At 68.4% G+C, this 19,315-nt stretch carries 13 protein-coding genes and 2 tRNA genes; 11 read left to right on the top strand and 4 right to left on the bottom strand.

The window, feature by feature from the left end:
* Nucleotides 1–4: 4 nt before the first annotated feature.
* The 3 genes from BMY69_RS11360 to BMY69_RS11350 all read right to left on the bottom strand — a co-directional run bounded on the left by BMY69_RS11360 (nucleotide 5) and on the right by BMY69_RS11350 (nucleotide 1,565).
* Nucleotides 5–658 carry an NYN domain-containing protein gene (locus tag BMY69_RS11360; protein ID WP_177191143.1) on the bottom strand — a complete coding sequence of 218 codons (654 nt, stop codon included), beginning with the start codon at nucleotides 656–658 and terminating at the stop codon, nucleotides 5–7.
* Between the two features lie 253 nt (nucleotides 659–911).
* Nucleotides 912–988: transfer RNA gene (locus BMY69_RS11355), tRNA-Asn, on the bottom strand.
* Nucleotides 989–1,025: 37 nt separating this feature from the next.
* The gene (locus tag BMY69_RS11350) at nucleotides 1,026–1,565 is read right to left on the bottom strand and encodes a GspH/FimT family pseudopilin (protein ID WP_090178078.1); all 540 of its coding nucleotides are present in this window, start codon (nucleotides 1,563–1,565) and stop codon (nucleotides 1,026–1,028) included.
* A 128-nt stretch (nucleotides 1,566–1,693) separates the two neighbouring features.
* On the opposite strand from BMY69_RS11350, the gene uvrB reads away from it, so the two are divergent.
* The 6 genes from uvrB (at nucleotide 1,694) to recD (ending at nucleotide 13,535) form a co-directional block, all read left to right on the top strand.
* Nucleotides 1,694–3,715 (top strand): excinuclease ABC subunit UvrB, encoded by a 2,022-nt coding sequence (gene uvrB / locus BMY69_RS11345; RefSeq protein ID WP_090054638.1) that lies wholly within the window; start codon nucleotides 1,694–1,696, stop codon nucleotides 3,713–3,715.
* Nucleotides 3,716–3,805: 90 nt separating this feature from the next.
* Nucleotides 3,806–3,880, top strand: a tRNA-Val gene (locus BMY69_RS11340).
* Between the two features lie 218 nt (nucleotides 3,881–4,098).
* Nucleotides 4,099–4,518, top strand: a complete 420-nt coding sequence (locus BMY69_RS11335; protein WP_090178075.1) for a CopD family protein — start codon at nucleotides 4,099–4,101, stop codon at nucleotides 4,516–4,518.
* Between the two features lie 76 nt (nucleotides 4,519–4,594).
* Nucleotides 4,595–8,008, top strand: coding sequence for an exodeoxyribonuclease V subunit gamma (gene recC / locus BMY69_RS11330; protein WP_255364538.1), 3,414 nt, complete (start codon nucleotides 4,595–4,597; stop codon nucleotides 8,006–8,008).
* Entirely contained in the window at nucleotides 8,005–11,658 is a 3,654-nt protein-coding gene (recB, locus tag BMY69_RS11325) for an exodeoxyribonuclease V subunit beta (RefSeq protein WP_090178072.1), read from the top strand. Before recC ends, recB begins: the two co-directional genes overlap by 4 nt.
* Complete coding sequence (gene recD / locus BMY69_RS11320) at nucleotides 11,655–13,535, top strand: exodeoxyribonuclease V subunit alpha (RefSeq protein ID WP_090178070.1); 1,881 nt, start codon at nucleotides 11,655–11,657, stop codon at nucleotides 13,533–13,535. The genes recB and recD overlap by 4 nt, the downstream gene beginning before the upstream one ends.
* 112 nt (nucleotides 13,536–13,647) lie before the next feature.
* On the opposite strand, the gene BMY69_RS11315 is transcribed toward recD, so the two are convergent.
* Nucleotides 13,648–14,658 (bottom strand): NAD-dependent epimerase, encoded by a 1,011-nt coding sequence (locus BMY69_RS11315; protein ID WP_090178068.1) that lies wholly within the window; start codon nucleotides 14,656–14,658, stop codon nucleotides 13,648–13,650.
* A 234-nt stretch (nucleotides 14,659–14,892) separates the two neighbouring features.
* Here BMY69_RS11315 and thrS point away from each other — a divergent pair, with 234 nt between their 5' ends.
* The 5 genes from thrS to pheS all read left to right on the top strand — a co-directional run bounded on the left by thrS (nucleotide 14,893) and on the right by pheS (nucleotide 19,289).
* Complete coding sequence (gene thrS, locus BMY69_RS11310) at nucleotides 14,893–16,794, top strand: threonine--tRNA ligase (RefSeq protein ID WP_090178468.1); 1,902 nt, start codon at nucleotides 14,893–14,895, stop codon at nucleotides 16,792–16,794.
* A gap of 29 nt (nucleotides 16,795–16,823) precedes the next feature.
* Nucleotides 16,824–17,366 carry a translation initiation factor IF-3 gene (infC, locus tag BMY69_RS11305; RefSeq protein ID WP_175472838.1) on the top strand — a complete coding sequence of 181 codons (543 nt, stop codon included), beginning with the start codon at nucleotides 16,824–16,826 and terminating at the stop codon, nucleotides 17,364–17,366.
* Nucleotides 17,367–17,624: 258 nt separating this feature from the next.
* Nucleotides 17,625–17,822: a 50S ribosomal protein L35 gene (gene rpmI / locus BMY69_RS11300; RefSeq protein ID WP_036114929.1), complete on the top strand. Its 198-nt coding sequence runs from the start codon at nucleotides 17,625–17,627 to the stop codon at nucleotides 17,820–17,822.
* A gap of 14 nt (nucleotides 17,823–17,836) precedes the next feature.
* Nucleotides 17,837–18,196 carry a 50S ribosomal protein L20 gene (gene rplT, locus BMY69_RS11295; protein ID WP_072322974.1) on the top strand — a complete coding sequence of 120 codons (360 nt, stop codon included), beginning with the start codon at nucleotides 17,837–17,839 and terminating at the stop codon, nucleotides 18,194–18,196.
* A 100-nt stretch (nucleotides 18,197–18,296) separates the two neighbouring features.
* The gene (gene pheS, locus BMY69_RS11290; RefSeq protein ID WP_090178065.1) at nucleotides 18,297–19,289 is read left to right on the top strand and encodes a phenylalanine--tRNA ligase subunit alpha; all 993 of its coding nucleotides are present in this window, start codon (nucleotides 18,297–18,299) and stop codon (nucleotides 19,287–19,289) included.
* The last annotated feature ends 26 nt before the right edge of the window (nucleotides 19,290–19,315 follow it).

Here is a 19,315-nt window from a genome sequence, read left to right as displayed (position 1 = left end):
CAGGTCACTCCTCGCGGCCTTCTTCGAGCCGCCAACTGTCCGGGCAGGCGAGCTGGCGGCCCTGCGCGTCCACAAGGACGTGGGGCAGCTGGCATCGGCGCACTACGGCAAGGTCGATTCTGCGATAGAAATCGCTGCAGTGCGCCAGCTCGGTGGCTGGCCGCTGTGGCGAACCGATGATCCCGACGACCTTGCCGAGCGATCTCACCAGGTGGCAAGCCTCCGCCAGATCCGAGTCGTTGGAGATGACGACGGCGCAGTCGTAAGCGTTGCTCCATGCGTCGTTGACCATGTGGACCGCAAGGTTCACGTCCGACCCTTTCTCCTCCCGATGCCACACTTCGGCATACCTGCAAGCCGGGGGAGGTGGAGGATCAACCAAACGCCGACGCTTCGGCCGTTCCTTGAATGTTCCCCAGTGGACGACCACATCGCGCGCTCGTAGCGCACGAATGTAGAAATCCTGGCGCGTGGGCTTGCCCGGGTCGTCGTCGGTGGCTTTCACTCGCGCCGTGAAATAGCGGACGAGCCGTATCGTGTTGTGCGGCCGAAGAGCGGCCGAAGCAATTGCATGGAGGTCGAGCCACTTGGCTCCGCGCCTGCCATCGAGCAGCGAGTGAAAGAGATTGAAACCGTCGACATAAACGGCAGTGCGCAATTTTTCCATTCCTTAGAAAAGGCAACGCCACCCTCGAAGGGGTGGCGTGCGACCCGGCGGCAGAAGCCAGCGGGGATGTTCAGTTATGGTGCCCCGGGCGCTCGCAGCCGTCAATCCACGCTGTTTGTCGGGTTCAGCTCACGGTGCAGTAAGACATTGGCAACGTGGGCCCGCCGGCGACTCGACCCGCGGCTCCGTGTTCCGCGAGCACCAAAGAAAAAGGCCGTGCATCGCTGCACGGCCTTTCAAAACCTGGCGCCCGAAGTTGGACTCGAACCAACGACCCCCTGATTAACAGTCAAGTGCTCTAACCGGCTGAGCTATTCGGGCGGGGAGCCACGTATTTTGTGGAAGAGCGGAGGGGCTGTCAAGCATCTTTACGCTTTCGTGAAGGTGCGGCGGCGCAGGTCCACGCCTCGTCGGCTCTCGCCGTTCTGCGCCGTGCGAGGCCCGCATTCCCGATCACGATCGCGACGGCGCTGGAGGGTCGTCCTCGCAGGCAGAGGACGAGCGTCTGGTTGCTTGCCGGCGACGTGCCGTTCGGTTTGAACTCGACCGAGGAGCGACCGTCCCGATGGACGAGGACGATCCGGTCGTCCAGCGCCGGCTGCCGCGTATCGCCGGAAAGCGAGGGGCGGGCGATCCAGCCCCGGGTCCAGTCGGAGGAGGCGAGGCACGTGCGGCCGTCCGCGCTCGCGCAGAGGGTGGTGGGCTGGTTTCGCCATACGGCGGCGGCCCGGGCGCGGCCGAGGGCGTCGAGGAGCGCTTCGGTGGCCACGCGGAAGCGATGGCGCGCGATCGCGTCGCCGAAGGCGGGCAGGGCGCAGGCCAGCAACACGCCCGCGATGGCGAGGACCGCGAGGATCTCGACGAATGTGAACGCATGGGAGGCGCGATACCGGCGCATGGTCGCGTCCTGGGGTGACGGGCGGCCATCGTCGCGACCGGAGGGCCACCCCGGTGCGGGTGCGCCGCGTCACGGCACGTAGGCGCCGGCGCTTTAAACTCGTGGTCCGAGCCAGCATATCGTCAGTCATGACCGATCGCTTCCAGCTCGTATCCCCGTTCAAGCCCTCCGGCGACCAGCCCGAGGCCATCCGCCGCCTCGTCGAAGGCTTCGAATCGGGCCTCGCCGCCCAGACGCTGCTCGGCGTCACCGGGTCCGGCAAGACCTTCACGATCGCCAATGTCGTCGAGCAGGTGCAGAAGCCGACGATCGTGCTGGCGCCGAACAAGACGCTGGCGGCGCAGCTCTATGGCGAGTTCAAGGAGTTCTTCCCGCACAACGCGGTGGAGTACTTCGTGAGCTACTACGACTATTACCAGCCGGAGGCCTACGTGGTCGCCTCGGATACCTTCATCGAGAAGGATTCGAGCATCAACGACCACATCGAGCAGATGCGTCTCGCGGCGACGAAGGCGCTGCTGTCGCGGCGCGATTCGCTGATCGTGGCGACGGTCTCGGCGATCTACGGCCTCGGCGACCCCGAGGACTACATGAGTCTGCGCCTGATCCTGTCGCGCGGCGAGCACATCGAACAGCGCGCGCTGATCCGCCAGCTCACCGAATTGCAGTACGTGCGCAACGAGATGGAACTGCGCCGCGGTACGTATCGGGTGCGCGGGGAAGTGGTCGACGTGTTCCCGGCGGAGTCGGAGTCCGAGGCCCTGCGCATCGAACTGTTCGATGGCGACGTGGAGAACCTGTCGCTCTTCGATCCGCTCACGGGCGAAGTGCTGCGCAAGGTGCCGCGGTACACCGTCTACCCGAAGACGCATTACGCGAGCACGCGGCAGAGCGTGCTCAACGCGATGGAGACGATCAAGGTCGAGCTCTCCGAGCGCCTCGAGCAGCTCTATCGCGACAACAAGCTGGTGGAGGCGCAGCGCCTCGAGCAGCGCACGCGTTTCGATCTGGAGATGATGGCCGAGGTGGGTTTCTGCCAGGGCATCGAGAACTACTCGCGGCACATGACGCGCCGTGGCCCGGGCGAGCCGCCGCCGACCCTGTTCGATTACCTGCCGCCCGACGCCCTCATGGTCGTCGACGAATCGCACGTGACCGTTCCGCAGCTCGGCGCGATGTACAAGGGCGACCGCTCGCGCAAGGAAACGCTCGTGGAGTTCGGCTTCCGCCTGCCGTCGGCGATGGACAACCGTCCGCTGCGCTTCGAGGAGTGGGAGCGTCGCGCGCCGCGCGCGATCTACGTCTCCGCGACGCCGGCGAAATACGAGCTGGACCGTTCCGACGACAACGTGGTCGAACTGGTCGTCCGTCCGACGGGCCTCATCGATCCGGAAGTGGAGGTGCGTCCGGTGCGCACGCAGGTCGACGACCTGCTCGGCGAGATCCACAAGCGCGTCGCGATGGGCGACCGCGTGCTGGTCACCACGCTGACCAAGCGCATGGCCGAGAACCTGACCGATTACCTCTCCGAGCACGACGTGCGGGTGCGGTACCTGCACGCGGACATCGACACGGTGGAACGCACGGAAATCATCCGCGACCTGCGCCTCGGCGAGTTCGACGTGCTGGTCGGCATCAACCTGCTTCGCGAGGGCCTCGACATGCCCGAGGTGTCGCTGGTCGCGGTGCTCGACGCGGACAAGGAAGGCTTCCTGCGGTCCAACCGCTCGCTGATCCAGACGATCGGCCGCGCGGCGCGCAACGTGCGCGGCAAGGCGATCCTCTACGCGGACGAGATCACGAAGTCGATGCAGGAGGCGATGGACGAGACGGCGCGGCGTCGCGAGAAGCAGATGCAGTACAACGAGGCCAACGGCATCACGCCGAAGACCGTCGTGCGCCGTATCGCGGACATCATGGAAGGGGCGCGGGCCGACGTCGGGTCGCGCGGCAAGGGCAAGAAGGGCAAGGAGGCGAAGAAGGTCGCCGAGAGCGCGCCGGACTACGGCTCGCTGACGCCCGAGCAGGTCGGCTCGACGATCAAGAAGCTGGAGGCCCGCATGTACAAGCACGCGCAGAACCTGGAATTCGAGGAGGCGGGCAAGCTGCGCGACGAGATCCACAAGCTGCGCGAGCGGGCCCTGCGCTGACACCGTCCACGGCCGTGAGGGCGGTTTTCGCGGAAAAGCGGCCACCCCCTTGCACACCCCGTCGACGGTCGGTAAACTGCGCAGCTCTTCGGGCGGTTAGCTCAGCGGTAGAGCACTACCTTGACATGGTAGGGGTCACAAGTTCGATCCTTGTACCGCCCACCACTTCCTCTCATGGGAGTGGCACGAAGAAACGAGAAAGGAGCCGCGGGCTCCTTTTTTTGTGCCCGCGTTTCGGGTGGTCGCTCCATCGAACGTGGTCGCCGTGGATACCGGCGTGCGCCGGTATGACGGGGCGTGAGGGGCCGGTGCCCACGTCCCCGGTCCGTGGCAGGCGATGACGCGTACGCTAGACTCCGCTTTTCATCGACGGATCGACGCCAGTGGCCTATCTGCTCACCAAGTCCCTGCACATCGTCTTCGTCATCGCCTGGATGGCGACGGTGTTCTACCTGCCGCGGATCCTCGTCAACATCGCCGAGGCGGGTGCGGAGCAGGCGGTGAAGGCGCGCCTCGAACTGATGGGGCGCCGGCTCTACAAATTCGGGCACAGCATGTTCGGCTTGGCGTTCCTGTTCGGCCTCGTGCTCTGGCTGTACTTCCACATCTCCGGCGGCTGGCTGCACGCGAAGATCGCGCTGGTCGTGGTGATGCTCGGCTACTACGTCTGGTCGGGGCGCCTGCTCAAGCGGAGCATCGCGGGCGGCGCCTTGCCGCCGGCGAAGACGCTGCGCCTGTTCAACGAACTGCCCGTGCTGGTGCTGCTGGCGATCGTCTACCTCGTCGTGGCGAAGCCCTTCTGACGTCTCGCGCCGCGAGACGCGGATGGGCGATGATCCGCTCCTGTCCGAACCGATCCGGAGCCGCCCGTTGAGCGACATGGACGACATCGCGCCGGGCCTGATGGTCCTGCACGGCAATCGACTCGAGGAACTGCGCGACGTGCTCGTCGCGTGGCTCCGCCGTGCGCCGCTCGCGCCGCTCGAAGACGAATGGGTGCTGGTGCAGTCCAACGGCATCGCGCAGTGGTTCCAGCAGGCGCTGGCGCGCGGCGTGGATGCCGGGGGGCTCGGGATCGCGGCGGCGGTGAACGTGCAGTTGCCGGGCCGGTTCCTCTGGAAGGCGTATCGCGCGGTACTGGGCGACGATGCCGTGCCGCCCGAATCGCCGTTCGACAAGTCGCGGCTGGTCTGGCGCCTGATGCGGCTGCTGCCGACGCTCGCGCGCGACGAAGGTTTCGAACCGCTCGCCGGGTTCCTCGGTAACGAGGGCGACGCGCGGAAGTGCCACCAGCTCGCCGAGCGCCTCGCCGATCTATACGACCAGTACCAGGTGTACCGAGCCGACTGGCTGGACGACTGGGCCGCCGGACGCGACGTGCTGCGCGACGCGCGTGGCGGGGCGCCGGCCATGGGTCCGGGCGATCGCTGGCAGGCCGCGCTCTGGCGCCGGCTGCTCGACGACGTGGGGCCCGGCGAGGCCGAGGGGCACCGTGCCGCGGTGCATGCGCGTTTCCTCCGCGCGACGGCGGCGGAAGGCGCGCGGCCGGCACGCCTTCCCCGGCGCATCGTCGTGTTCGGCATGTCGTCGCTGCCCCGGCAGACGCTCGAGGCCCTGTCGGCGCTCGCGCGCTGGTCGCAGGTGCTGCTCGTGGTGCTCAACCCCTGCCGTCATTATTGGGCCGACGTCGTCGACGACCGCGAACTGCTTCGCGCCGAGCGTCGCCGCCAGGCGCAGAAAGCCGGCATGCCCGCGCTGCCGTCGGACGCCGACATGCACCTGTATGCGAATCCGCTGCTGGCCGCGTGGGGCAAGCAGGGGCGCGATTACATCCGCATGCTCGACGAATTCGACCACCCCGAGACGTACCGCGAGCGGTTCACCGCGTGGGACCAGCGCATCGACCTGTTCGAGGAGCCCGCCGCCCACACGCTGCTGGCGCAGGTGCAGGGCGCGATCCTCGATCTCGAACCGCTGCCTTCCACACCGCGCGCCATCGCGCCCGACGACACCAGCATCGTTTTCCATGTCGCGCACGGGCCCCAGCGCGAGGTCGAAATCCTGCACGACCAGCTCCTGGCCCGCTTCGAGGCATCCGCGCGCGCGGGCGATCCGATCCTGCCGCGCGACGTGATCGTGATGGTGCCGGACATCGAGACCTACGGTCCGCACATCGACGCCGTCTTCGGTCGCGTGTCGCGCGACGACGCGCGCTACATTCCCTACAGCGTCGCCGACCGCGCCTCGCGCGGCACCGTTCCCGTGGTGATGGCGCTCGACATGCTCCTCGGCATGACGGAATCGCGCTTCACCGCCGGCGATCTCGCCGACCTCCTCGACGTGCCGGCCATCCGCGCGCGCTTCGACGTGGCGGTCGACGACCTGCCGCTGCTGCACCGCTGGATCGAAGGCGCGGGCGTCCGCTGGGGCCTCGACGCCGCCCAGCGCGCGTCGCTCGGCCTGCCGGCGCTGGAGCAGAACACGTGGCTCTTCGGTCTGCGCCGCATGCTGCTCGGCTACGCCGTGGGACGTGGCGCCGCCTGGCACGACATCGAACCGTACGACGAGGTCGGCGGCCTGGACGCGGGGCTCGTCGGGCCGCTCGCCGATCTCCTGCAACGCCTGGGCGACCACTGGCGCGCGCTGGCCGAGCCCGCGACGCCCGCCGCGTGGGCGCTGCGTCTGCGCGCGTTGCTGCGCGACTTCTTCACCCCCGCCGAGCCCGAAGACAGCATCCGCATCGAACGCCTGCACGAGGCGCTCGACGCGTGGGAGCGCGCCTGCGCCGAAGCGGCGTTCGACGAAGCCCTGCCGATCGACGTCGTGCGCGAAGCGTGGCTCGGCCAGCTCGACGACGGCGGCTTGTCCAAGCGGTTCCTCGCAGGCGCCGTGAGCTTCGGCACGCTGATGCCGATGCGCGCGATCCCGTTCCGCCTCGTCTGCCTGCTCGGCATGAACGACGGCGATTATCCGCGCGCGCGCCCGCCGATGGATTTCGACCTGATGTCGCGCGCCGGCGCCTGGCGTCCGGGCGACCGTTCGCGCCGCGAGGACGACCGCTACCTGTTCCTCGAAGCGTTGCTTTCCGCACGCGACGCGCTGCACATCGGCTGGGTCGGCCGCAGCGCCCGCGACAACGCGGAGCGCATGCCTTCGGTCCTGGTCGGCCAGCTTCGCGACTACCTCGCCGCCGGCTGGCGAGGCGCGGACGGCGCGTCGCCGCTGTCGCGCCTCACGGTCGAGCATCCGTTGCAGCCCTTCAGCCGCGGCTATTTCCGCGAGGGCGACGAGCGCCTGTTCACCTATGCGAGCGAGTGGCGCCAGGCGCACGACGGCGCCGTGTCGCTGCCGGATGCGGCGCTGCCGCCCTTCGTGGTCGAACGCCCGATCGGCCTCGCCGTGCTGCGGCGCTTCCTGCGCCACCCGGTGCGCGAATTCTTCCAGTCGCGCCTCGGCGTGCGCTTCGACATCGCCGACGTGGCCGCCGACGACCTCGAGCCGTTCGCGATCGACGGTCTCGGCCGTTTCGCCATGACCGACATGGTGCTGCGCGCGGCGATCCGCGGCGAGGGTCCGGCGAGCGTCTCGATCGCGGGTGCGGCCGCTCGGCTGCAGCGCAGCGGTTTGCTGCCGATGGGCGCGTTCGCCGCACCGGTGCGGCGCGACATCGAGACGACCGCAGGCATCGTCGTCGGCCGTCATGCCGCCGAGCGGCGCGCCTGGCCGCACGACGCGGGCAAGCGCGAGATCCGCCTCGAGGTCGCCGGCGTCGTGCTGGAGGACTGGCTGGCCGACCTGCATGCCGATGCGTCCGGCCGTCTCGCGTCGTTGCTGCTGTCCCCGTCCGCGGTGCTGGGCGACGACGGCACGCCGAAGGCGCATCGGCTCGTCGCGCCGTGGGTCGATCACCTCGTGGCGCAGGCGGCCGGTGTCGCACTGGAAACCCGTTACATCGGTCCCGACGCGACGATCGTCCTCGATGCCATGGATGCCGATCACGCGCGGCGGATGCTCGACACGCTCGTGCGCGCGTGGCGGGAAGGCATGCGCATGCCACTGCCGGTCGCCGTGAGGACGGCGCTGGCCGCGCTAGGCGCCCCGGCCGACGAGGCGCGCACGGCGGCCCGCCACGCCTACGAAGGCGTGCACGAACGCACGCGTGGCGAAGTCGACGGCGATCCGTATCTGTCGCGGGCGTGGCCCGATTTCGCCGCGCTGGAGCGCGCCGGCTTCGATCGCTGGCTGCAGCCGTACCGCGACCTGCTCGCCGCGCTGCGCGTGGAGGCCGCATGAGTGTCGACACGCAGCCCCTGCGCCCGCTGGCGATGCCGCTCGATGGCGTGCGCCTTATCGAGGCCAGCGCGGGCACCGGCAAGACCTGGACGATCGCGGCGCTCTACGTGCGCGCGATGCTGGGCCACGGCATCGACCGTCCGCTGCTGCCGCCGCAGGTGCTCGTCGTCACCTTCACCGAGGCGGCGACGCAGGAGCTGCGCGAACGCATCCGCGCACGTCTGGTCGACGCGGCGCGCGCGTTCCGGGCGGGCAGGGCGGACGAACCGTTCCTCGACGAACTGATGGCCGAATACGCGCCGGACGACCACGCCGCCTGCGCGCGACGGCTCGAACTCGCCGCGCAATGGATGGACGAGGCCGCGGTCTTCACCATCCACGGCTGGAGCCAGCGCATGCTGACCCAGCACGCGTTCGGCAGCGGGCACGCCTTCGCGCAGACGCTGGAGCCCGACGAGAGCGAACTGCTCGCCGAATGCGTGCGCGACTACTGGCGACAGGCCTTCTATCCGCTCGACGAGGCCCGGCTCGCACCGATCCTCGACGAGTGGCGCACGCCCGAGGCGCTGCTCCGCGCGCTGCGCCCGCTGCTTGGTGGCGGCGAAACGACGTTGCGCGTCAACGGCGACGTGCTGCCGCACGAGGTCGACATGGCGGCGACGCTCGCCGGTCGGGCGGCGTGGGACGAGGAAGCGGCGCGGCGCCTCGCCGACGCCGCCCGTTCGTGGCTGGCCGACGCCGACGCGCTCGAGGCGCTGCTGACGGAGGCCGTGCGCGGCAAGGTGTTGCACAACGGCTGGTACAAGCCCGACCGCATGCCGCTCGACCTCGCGGCCATGCGTCGCTTCGCCATCAGCGGCGACGCCGCGGGCTTCGACATCGCGCGCTATGCGACGGCGCGGCTGGCGAAGGCCACCGGCAAGGGAAAGACGCCGCCGTCCCATCCCGCGTTCGGCGCCCTCGATCACTGGCAGGCTTGGCAGGCGGGCAAGGTGGGCGTGCGTCACGTGGTGCTGGCCGATGCGTTGCGTTGGGTGCGCGAGCGCTTCGCCGCGCAGAAGCGCCGCCGCGCGCAGATCGGTTTCGACGACCTGCTGCTGCGCCTCGACCGCGCGCTGGCGGCGCCGTCCGGCGCCGATCTCGCGGCGACGATCCGCGGGCAGTATCCGCTCGCGCTCATCGACGAATTCCAGGACACCGATCCGCTGCAGTACCGGATCTTCCGCGCGATCTACGGCGAGGCGCCCGAGCAGGGCCTGCTGCTGATCGGCGATCCGAAACAGGCGATCTACGCGTTCCGCGGCGCCGACATCCATACCTACCTCGCGGCACGCCGCGAGGCGCGCCCGCCGCATTACAGCCTCGATACCAACCACCGCTCCAGCGAAGGGATGGTCGCCGCGGTGAACGCCGTGTTCGGCCGTGCCGAGGCGCACGCCACGGGCGCGTTCCATTTCGACGACCGCGGACTGCCCTTCGTTCCCGTGCAGGCGCGCGGACGCAAGGAGGCCTTCACCGTCGACGGCGAACCGCAGCCGGCCATGCAGCTGTGGCTGCTCGACGACGAGGCGCCGGTCGGCGTGCGGATGTACCGCGACCAGATGGCGGGGGCGTGCGCCGCGCGCATCGTCGATCTGCTGCAGGCGGCGGATCGCGGCGCGTGTGGCTTCACGGGCGCCGACGGCACGTTCGTGCCGCTGAAGCCGGCCGACATCGCGATCCTCGTGCGCAGCCACAACGAAGCCGCCGAGATGCGCGCGGCCCTGACGCAGCGGCGCGTGCGCAGCGTGTTCCTGTCGGATCGCGACTCCGTGCTGGAGAGCGTGGAAGCGCACGACGTGCTGCTCTGGCTGCGCGCCGTGGCGGAGCCGTCGTCCGACGTCGCCATGCGCGCGGCGCTCGCCACCCGCAGCCTCGGTCTGGGTTACGGCGAGCTCGAACGACTGAACGTCGACGAGCGCCACTGGGAGCGGCGTGGCCAGCAGCTGTTCGAGCTGCGCGAGGTCTGGCGGCGCGGCGGCGTGCTGGCGATGCTGCACCGGTTCCTCCATGTGTTCGACCTGCCCGCGCGCCTGCTCGCCGCGGCGGGGGGCGAACGCGCGCTGACCAACCTGCTTCACCTCGCGGAACTGCTGCAGCAGGCGGCCGCGAAGATCGAGGGCGAGCAGGCGCTGATCCGCCACCTTGCCGAGCGGATCGCGGATGTCGCGAGCCATCACGGCGACGACCAGATCGTGCGCCTCGAAAGCGACGACGACCTGGTCAAGGTCGTCACCATCCACAAGTCCAAAGGTCTCGAATACCCGCTGGTGTTCCTCCCGTTCGCCTGCGCCTCAGGCGCGGCGCGTGGAGGGCAGGGATATCGGTACCACGACGGCGAAGGCGCGCAACTGGAATTGTTGTCCGCCAGCCACGACGACGCGGGCGACGCCGTGCGCGAGGCGAAGGAGGCCGCGGAGCGCGCGGCCCTGCAGGAAGACCTTCGCCTGCTCTATGTCGCGCTCACGCGCGCGCGGCATGCCTGCTGGATCGGCGTCGCGCCTGTCTGCCACAACCCGTCGAAGAAGCCGCAGCTGCACCGCGGCGCCTTCGGGCACCTGCTGACGGGCGGCGCGGAGATCGACAACGGCGCCATCGAGGGGCTTCTGCGCGATCTCGCGCGCGAGCACCCGTCGATCGCGCTGGACTACATGCCGGCACCGCACGACACGCCGTACGTGCCGCTGTCGCGCGACGACGCCCCGCGTCCCGCGCGCGAACCGCGAATCGCGCGCGCGAAGCCCTGGTGGATCGCGAGCTATAGCGCGCTTCGGCATGCCGACGATGCGGTGCCCGCTCCCGAGACCGCGACGGACGACATCATCGTCGAGTACGCGGCCGAGCCGGTCGCGGCGGCGCCCGACGCCACGTCGATCCACGGATTCGAGCGCGGCGCGGAAGCCGGCACCTTCCTCCACGATCTCCTCGAATGGATCGCCGAGGAGGGCTTCGCCGCCATCGCAACGGATCCCGCGCGCCTGCGCGACACCGTCGCGCGACGCTGCGAGCGCCGTGGCTGGGAGCGGCACATCGACGTGCTGACGGACTGGCTGCTCGTGCTGCTGCGTACGCCCCTGGCGCTACCCGACGGACGGACGTTCGCGCTCGCGGCGCTGGACGACGCACGCCGGTACCGGGCGGAGCTCGAGTTCCTCTTCGAAGCGCGCGGTGTCGACACGCTCGCCCTGGATCGCATCGTGCGTGAGCACACGCTCGACGCGGCGCCGCGGCCGGCGCTGGCCTCCGACACCGTCAACGGCATGCTCAAGGGCTTCATCGATCTCATCGTCGAGCACGAGGGCCGCTGGTACGTGGCCGATTACAAATCGAACTGGCTGGGTACCGACGAGCGAGTCTACACCGCCGATGCCATGCGGCGCTCGATCCTCGACGCCCGCTACGAACTGCAGTACGCGCTGTACCTGCTCGCGCTGCACCGGCAACTGCGCGCACGCCTCGGCAGCGCCTACGACTACGACACGCACGTCGGCGGCGCCGTGTACCTCTACCTTCGCGGCGTCGACGGGCGCGGCCATGGCGTGCACGTCGAGCGCCCGCCGAAGGCCATGATCGACGCGCTCGACGCGCTGTTCGACGGGGTGCCCGCATGACGGCCGACATCGGTACGTGGCTCGACCGCGCGGTGGACGACGGGCGCCTCCGCCGCGTCGACCGCGCCTTCGCACGCTTCCTCGCGACGCTCGATCCGCAGGGCGACCCCCGCGTCCTCGCCGCCGCGGCGCTGGCGAGTCGCGAGCTGGGCGAGGGCCACATCTGCGTCGACGTGCGCGCGCTGCCGCTCATGGACGCGTCGCTGGCTGGGGCGGACGACTGGCTGGCCGTGTCGCCCCTCGTCGGTGGCCCCGACGGCGATCCGGCGACGCCGCTCGTCCTCGACGCCGGCTGGTTGTACCTGCGGCGGTTCTGGCGCGACGAGGCCAGCGTGGCCGCGGGGATACTCGCGCGTCTCGACGCCTTGCCCGTGCCCGATGACCTCGGCGACGAACTGGACCGCCTCTTCGCCGCCGATGGCGACGGGCCCGACTGGCAGAAGATCGCGTGCGCGATCGCGGTGCGCGGATCCTTCGCGGTCATCACTGGTGGGCCGGGAACGGGCAAGACCACGACCGTCGTGCGGCTGCTTGGCCTGCTGCAGACGCTCGCGTTCCGCAACGGCATGCCACGCCTGCGCGTGCGGCTCGCGGCGCCGACGGGCAAGGCCGCGGCGCGCCTCAACGCGTCGATCGCGGGGCAGATCGAGCGCCTCGACGTCGACGATGCGATCAAGCAGGCGATCCCGGCCGAAGTGACCACCTTGCATCGTCTGCTCGGTAGCCGGCCGGACAGTCGGGCGTTCCGCCACGATCGCGACAATCCGTTGCATCTCGACGTGCTCGTGATCGACGAGGCGTCGATGATCGACCTCGAGATGATGTCCGCCACGCTCGACGCGTTGCCGGCCGGTGCGCGGCTCGTCCTCCTGGGCGACAAGGACCAGCTGTCGTCGGTGGAGGCGGGCGCCGTCCTGGGCGACCTCTGCGCTCGCGCGGACCGCGGTCATTACGACGCGGAAACGCGCGACTGGCTCGCGCGCACCTGCGGCGTGGATGTCGCCGCGTGGACCGACGCCGCCGATGCGCGCCCGCTCGACCAGCATGTCGCGATGCTGCGACGGAGCCGGCGTTTCGGCAGCCAGAGCGGCATCGGCGCGCTCGCCGCGGCGATCAACGCGGGCGACGCGGCCGCGGTGCGCGCGGTGTTCGCCGCCGCGCCGGCGGACATCGCGATGCACCCCGGCACGCCCGCCGCGATCGCCACGCTGGCGATCGACGGTCGCGGTGACGCGCCCGGCTACGCGCACTACCTACGCGCGCTGGAGGCCACACGTCCCGCCGCCGACGCGGCGGACGTCGCGTTCACGGCGTGGGGCGCCGCCACGCTGCGCGCATACGCGCGGTTCCAGTTGCTCTGCGCGGTGCGCCACGGCGAGGCCGGCGTGGAAAAGCAGAATGCGCGCATCGCGCAGGGGCTGCTGGAGCGGGGGCTTATCGACGCCGTGGATGGCTGGTACGAAGGCCGTCCCGTCATGGTCACGCGCAACGATTACGCGCTGGGTCTGATGAACGGCGACGTCGGCATCACGCTGTGGATCCGCGACGCGCAGGGCGGCATGGCGCTGCGCGTGGCGTTCTCGGTGATGGACGAGGGCGGCGGCGAACGCATCCGCTTCGTCGTGCCGAGCCGGCTCGCGGCGGTGGAGACCGTGTACGCGATGACGGTGCACAAATCGCAGGGTTCCGAGTTCGAGCACACGGCGCTCGCGCTTCCGGCCGAGCCGTCGCCTGTGCTGACCCGCGAACTGGTCTACACCGGCGTGACCCGCGCGCGCAGCCACTTCACGTTGCTCGCGTCGCCCGACATCTTCGACCACGCCGTCCGGCAGAAAACCCAGCGCGCGTCAGGCCTGCTCCGCCGCCTGAGTCGATGAGTTGTAGGAGCGCGCCCTGCGCGCGACATCTTTTGGGGCCGTGCGCCACAGGTCCTGTCACGCTTCGCGAGAAGCTGTCGCGCGCAGGGCGCGCTACTGCGATCGTGCCGACTCATTCCACGCCGTAAAACCCCTTGTACCACTCCGCGAACTTCCGCAGACCCTCGTCGATCGGCGTCGACGGCGCATAACCCACGTCGCGCCGTAGCGCCGATACGTCGGCCCACGTGTCCGGCACGTCGCCCGGCTGCATCGGCAGCAGGTTCTTCTCCACGCTGCGGCCCAGGTGTTTTTCCAGCGTGGCGATGAAGTCGAGCAACTGCACCGGTTCGTCGTTGCCGATGTTGTAGACGCGGTACGGCGCGGCGGACGTGCCGGGATTCGGCGATACCGGGTCGTAGGCGGGATCGGCTTCGGCCGGATGGTCGAGCGTGCGGATCACGCCCTCGACGATGTCGTCGATGTACGTGAAATCGCGGCTGTGCTGGCCGTGGTTGTACACGTCGATCGGCTCGCCGCGCACGATGCGGCTGGCGAACAGGATCGGCGACATGTCCGGGCGTCCCCACGGGCCGTAGACGGTGAAGAAGCGCAGGCCCGTGGTCGGGAGGCCGAAGAGATGGCTATAGGTATGCGCCATCAGCTCATTCGATTTCTTGGTGGCGGCGTAGAGGCTGACCGGATGGTCGACGGCGTCCTCGACCGCGAACGGCATCTTCCGGTTCGCGCCATACACCGAGCTCGACGACGCGTAGACCAGGTGCCCGACCGTGTGCCGGCGGCAGGCCTCGAGGATGTTGACGAAGCCCACGAGGTTGCTCTGCACGTAGGCGTGCGGATGCGTCAGCGAGTACCGCACGCCCGCCTGCGCCGCGAGGTGCGCCACGCGTTCGGGCTGGAAATCGGCGAACGCGCGGTCGACCGCGGCCTGCTCCGAAAGATCGGCCCGCACGTGCGTGTACCCCGGATGGTCGATGAAGCGCGCCAGGCGCGCTTCCTTCAGGGCCGGGTCGTAGTAATCGTTGTGGTTGTCGAAACCCAGCACCGTGTCGCCGCGGGCGAGCAGGCGTTCGGTGAGGGCCGAGCCGACGAAGCCGGCACTGCCGGTGACCAGGATGCGCATGGGGTAGGGCCTGCGGGGTAGGGCGGCCGCACAGTGTAACGGACCCCTTTATTGACACGGGAGCAGCCCTGATCTAGTTTTCGGCAGATAACCACGAACGAAGGTGGCCCGCGGCAACGCCGGCCGAGTGTGCGACATGCGGACTACGCGCTTCCCAACCTGAGCCCCCGCCACGTCTTCGTCACCATCGAAGGGCGCCTGGCGCCCTTTTTGTTTTCCGGAAACACGCCTCCCATGATCCAGATCACGCTTCCCGACGGCAGCCAGCGCCCGTTCGAGCATCCCGTTTCCGTGCAGGACGTCGCCGCCTCCATCGGCGCCGGCCTCGCCAAGGCCACCCTCGCCGGCAAGGTGGACGGCAAGCTGGTCGACGCCAGCTACACCATCGATCGCGACGCCGCGCTCGAGATCGTCACCGACAAGAGCCCCGAGGCGCTGGACATCCTGCGCCACTCCACGGCCCACCTGCTGGGCCAGGCCGTGCAGCGCCTGTTCCCCGGCGCGCAGGTCACGATCGGCCCCGTGGTCGAGAACGGCTTCTATTACGACTTCGCGTACGAGCGCCCGTTCACCCCGGACGACCTGGGCGCGATCCAGGCCGAGATGGAAAAGATCGTGAAGGAGGAGATCCCGGTCACGCGCTCGGTGAAGACCCGCGACGAGGCGATCCGCTTCTTCCGCGGCATGGGCGAGGAGTACAAGGCCCAGATCATCGAGAGCATCCCGGCCAACGAAGAGCTCTCGCTCTACACGCAGGGCGAGTTCACCGACCTCTGCCGTGGCCCGCATGTGGCGAACACGGGCAAGCTGCGCGCGTTCAAGTTGATGAAGGTCGCGGGCGCCTACTGGCGCGGCGATTCCAACAACGAGATGCTGACGCGCATCTACGGCACGGCCTGGCTCAACGACAAGGATCTGAAGGCCTACCTGCACCAGCTCGAAGAGGCCGAAAAGCGCGACCACCGCCGCATCGGCAAGCAGCTGGACCTCTTCCACATGCAGGAAGAAGCCCCGGGCATGGTGTTCTGGCATCCCAAGGGCTGGGCGATCTGGCAGGCGGTGGAGCAGTACGTCCGCGGCGTGTACCGCAAGAGCGGCTACCAGGAGGTCCGCGGTCCGCAGATCATGGACGTCAGTCTGTGGAAGAAGTCGGGCCACTGGGACAACTACCAGGAAAACATGTTCTTCACCGAGTCGGAGAAGCGCACGTACGCCCTGAAGCCGATGAACTGCCCGGGTCACGTGCAGATCTTCAACACGAACCTGCACAGCTACCGCGACCTGCCGATCCGTTACGGCGAGTTCGGCGGCTGCCACCGCAACGAGCCGTCCGGGGCGCTGCACGGCATCATGCGCGTGCGCGCCTTCACGCAGGACGACGGCCACATCTTCTGCACCCCGGCCCAGATCGAGGGCGAGGTGGCCGCGTTCCACGCGCAGGCCATGAAGGTGTACGAGGACTTCGGCTTCAACGACATCGCGATGAAGATCGCGCTGCGCCCGGACAAGCGCATCGGCTCGGACGAAGTCTGGGACAAGGCTGAGCACGCCCTGCGCGCGGCCCTGTCGGCGGCCGGCGTGGCATGGGAGGAGCTGCCGGGCGAGGGCGCCTTCTACGGCCCGAAGATCGAGTACCACATGAAGGACTCCATCGGCCGCGCCTGGCAGGTGGGCACGATGCAGGTCGACTTCATGATGCCCGAGCGCCTCGGCGCGGAGTATGTGGACGAAAACAGCCAGCGCCAGCATCCCGTGATGCTGCACCGGGCCATCGTGGGCTCGATGGAGCGCTTCATCGGCATCCTGATCGAGCACCACGCCGGGTTGCTTCCGACCTGGCTCGCCCCCATTCAGGCGGTGGCGTTCAGCATCACGGACGCACAGGCCGATTACGTGCAAGACGTCACGCAAGCCCTTGTAGGAAAAGGCTTCAGGGTGCAGGCTGATTTGCGCAACGAAAAAGTCGGATATAAAATCCGCGAGCATACGTTGCAGAAGGCTCCCTATCTGATCGTGGTCGGCGACCGCGAAAAGGAAACGGGTACCATATCCGTACGTACCCGCGGCGGCGAAGACCTCGGCAGCATGCCGGTGGCTCAGTTCGTCGAACGTTTGGAAGCCGAGACCCGCCGCTAGGCCGCGGGTCCGGTATTGGGATCATTCTTCTGGAGGATAGCGGTATCGCTACGACCGATAACAAGGGCAATCGCAAGAACAACGAGATCCGCGTTCCGCGGGTTCGCGTGCTGGGCGCCGAAGGCGAGCAGATGGGCATCATGGACACCCGTGACGCCATCCGTGCCGCCGAGGACCTCGGCATGGACCTCGTCGAGATCCAGCCGAACGGCGATCCGCCGGTCTGCAAGATCATGGATTACGGCAAGTTCAAGTTCGAAGCCCAGAAGAAGGCCTCCGCTGCCAAGAAGAAGCAGAAGCAGGTCGAGATCAAGGAAGTGAAGTTCCGCCCGGTCACCGACGAGGGCGACTACCAGATCAAGCTGCGCAAGATGCGCGAGTTCCTCGAAGAGGGCGACAAGGTCAAGGTCACGATCCGCTTCCGCGGCCGTGAAATGTCCCACCAGGACCTCGGCCAGAACCTGGCCCGCCGCGTCCAGACGGACATCGGCGAGGACGGCGTCGTCGAGTCGTTCCCGCGCCTCGAAGGCCGTCAGATGGTCATGATGATCGGCCCGAAGAAAAAGGCCTGATCCTCCTGCCTCCCGTGGGAGCGCACCTGGGCGCGAACGCTCTTCGCCCCGGTCCGCGTGCCGGCGCGCCACTCCGCAGGCCGGTGTGAACGGCGCTCGCGACCAGGTCCGCTCCTACACATACCTTTAAGATTCGTGTATCATCGCCGGCTCGGTCCGTATGGATGGGCCGATCCACCGTACCCGGCAGGAAGGAAAGTGCAGGCCCTTCAGGGTCTTGCCGCCGGATCAGTCAGCAACCGAATACGGAGCATTCCGATGCCCAAGATCAAGACCAACCGGGCGGCCGCGAAGCGTTTTCGCAAGACCGCGTCCGGCAAGTTCAAGGCCGGTCACGCCTTCAAGTCGCATATCCTGACGAAGAAGTCGACCAAGCGTAAGCGCGGCCTGCGCGCTCCCAACCACGTCAAGGCGTGCGACACCAAGGGTGTGGCTCGCATGTTGCCGTATCTCTGAGGGAGGGCTGAAAAATGGCTCGTGTTAAGCGTGGTGTTACCGCCCGTCGTCGTCACAAGAAGATCATCGGCCGTGCCAAGGGCTACTACAACGCCCGTCGCAAGGTTTTCCGCGTAGCTAACCAGGCCGTCATCAAGGCCGGTCAGTACGCCTACATCGGCCGCAAGCAGCGCAAGCGTCAGTTCCGGGCGCTGTGGATCGTCCGTATCAATGCCGCCGCCCGTCAGTTCGGTCTGTCGTACAGCCGCCTGATCAACGGTCTGGCCAAGGCCAACATCTCGGTCGACCGCAAGGTCCTCGCCGATCTGGCCGTGCACGACATCAAGGCGTTTGGCGCGATCGCAGAGAAGGCCAAGGCCAGTCTGGCTGCGTAATCCGCTTTACCACGCGCGGTAGTCTTATCGCGCGAAGATGGATGACGTGGGGAGAAGGCCTTGCCTTCTCCCCATTTCTTTTTCCACGTCAGGAAAACCGATGGAATCGATCGAGAACATCGACGCGTCCCTCAAGGACATCGAAGCCGCCGCCACCCTCGATGCGCTGGACGCCGTCCGCGTCGCGCTGCTGGGCAAGAACGGCGCGGTCACGGCGGCGCTCAAGGCACTGGGCCAGCTGACGGGCGACGAGCGGAAGGCGCGCGGCGCCGAGGTCAATCGCGTCAAGGAACGCCTGACCGATGCCATCGCCGCACGCAGGCAGTCGCTCGAACAGGCCGAACTGGATCGCCGCCTCGCCTCCGAACGCATCGACGTGACCCTGCCGGGCCGCGATGGCGAATACGGTGGCATCCACCCGATCACGCGCGCGCTCGAGCGCATCGCCGACATCTTCGGTCGTCTCGGCTACCAGCGTGCCGACGGCCCGGAAATCGAGGACGACTGGCACAACTTCGAGGCGCTGAACTTTCCACCGCATCATCCCGCGCGCGCGATGCACGACACCTTCTATTTCGGTGACGGCCGCCTGCTGCGCACGCACACCTCGCCGGTGCAGATCCGCTCCATGCAGGGCCGCCAGCCGCCGATCCGCATCATCGCGCCGGGCAAGGTCTACCGCAGCGATTCGGATCAGACGCACTCGCCAATGTTCCACCAGATCGAAGGCCTGCTGGTCGACGAGACCTCCAGCTTCGCCGACCTCAAGGGCACGCTGGCCGAGTTCGTGCGCGCGTTCTTCGAGCGCGACTTCGAGATGCGCTTCCGCCCGAGCTATTTCCCGTTCACCGAGCCGTCCGCGGAAGTCGACATCCGCTGGGATGCCGAAGACGGCAGCACGCGCTGGCTCGAGGTGCTCGGCTGCGGCATGGTTCATCCGACCGTGCTGGCGAACTGCGGCATCGACCCGGAACGCTACACGGGCTTCGCCTTCGGCCTCGGCGTCGAACGCTTCGCCATGCTGCGTTATGGCGTGGGCGACCTGCGCGCGTTCTTCGAGAACGACCTGCGCTTCCTGCGTCAGTTCGCCTGACCCGCATCGACGCGTGGCCGGCCGGC

The sequence above is a fragment of the Luteibacter sp. UNC138MFCol5.1 genome, from assembly GCF_900110505.1.
Classification (GTDB): Bacteria; Pseudomonadota; Gammaproteobacteria; order Xanthomonadales; family Rhodanobacteraceae; genus Luteibacter.
This window is presented reverse-complemented; position numbering and strand designations above follow the sequence as displayed.

Excerpts from the sequence above, each read along its gene's own strand:
- BMY69_RS11350 (WP_090178078.1), bottom strand. The coding sequence starts at position 1,565 with ATGCGCCGGTATCGCGCCTCCCATGCGTTCACATTCGTCGAGATCCTC.
- uvrB (WP_090054638.1), top strand. The coding sequence starts at position 1,694 with ATGACCGATCGCTTCCAGCTCGTATCCCCGTTCAAGCCCTCCGGCGAC.
- recC (WP_255364538.1), top strand. The coding sequence starts at position 4,595 with ATGGACGACATCGCGCCGGGCCTGATGGTCCTGCACGGCAATCGACTC.
- recB (WP_090178072.1), top strand. The coding sequence starts at position 8,005 with ATGAGTGTCGACACGCAGCCCCTGCGCCCGCTGGCGATGCCGCTCGAT.
- recD (WP_090178070.1), top strand. The coding sequence starts at position 11,655 with ATGACGGCCGACATCGGTACGTGGCTCGACCGCGCGGTGGACGACGGG.
- BMY69_RS11315 (WP_090178068.1), bottom strand. The coding sequence starts at position 14,658 with ATGCGCATCCTGGTCACCGGCAGTGCCGGCTTCGTCGGCTCGGCCCTC.
- thrS (WP_090178468.1), top strand. The coding sequence starts at position 14,893 with ATGATCCAGATCACGCTTCCCGACGGCAGCCAGCGCCCGTTCGAGCAT.
- rpmI (WP_036114929.1), top strand. The coding sequence starts at position 17,625 with ATGCCCAAGATCAAGACCAACCGGGCGGCCGCGAAGCGTTTTCGCAAG.
- rplT (WP_072322974.1), top strand. The coding sequence starts at position 17,837 with ATGGCTCGTGTTAAGCGTGGTGTTACCGCCCGTCGTCGTCACAAGAAG.
- pheS (WP_090178065.1), top strand. The coding sequence starts at position 18,297 with ATGGAATCGATCGAGAACATCGACGCGTCCCTCAAGGACATCGAAGCC.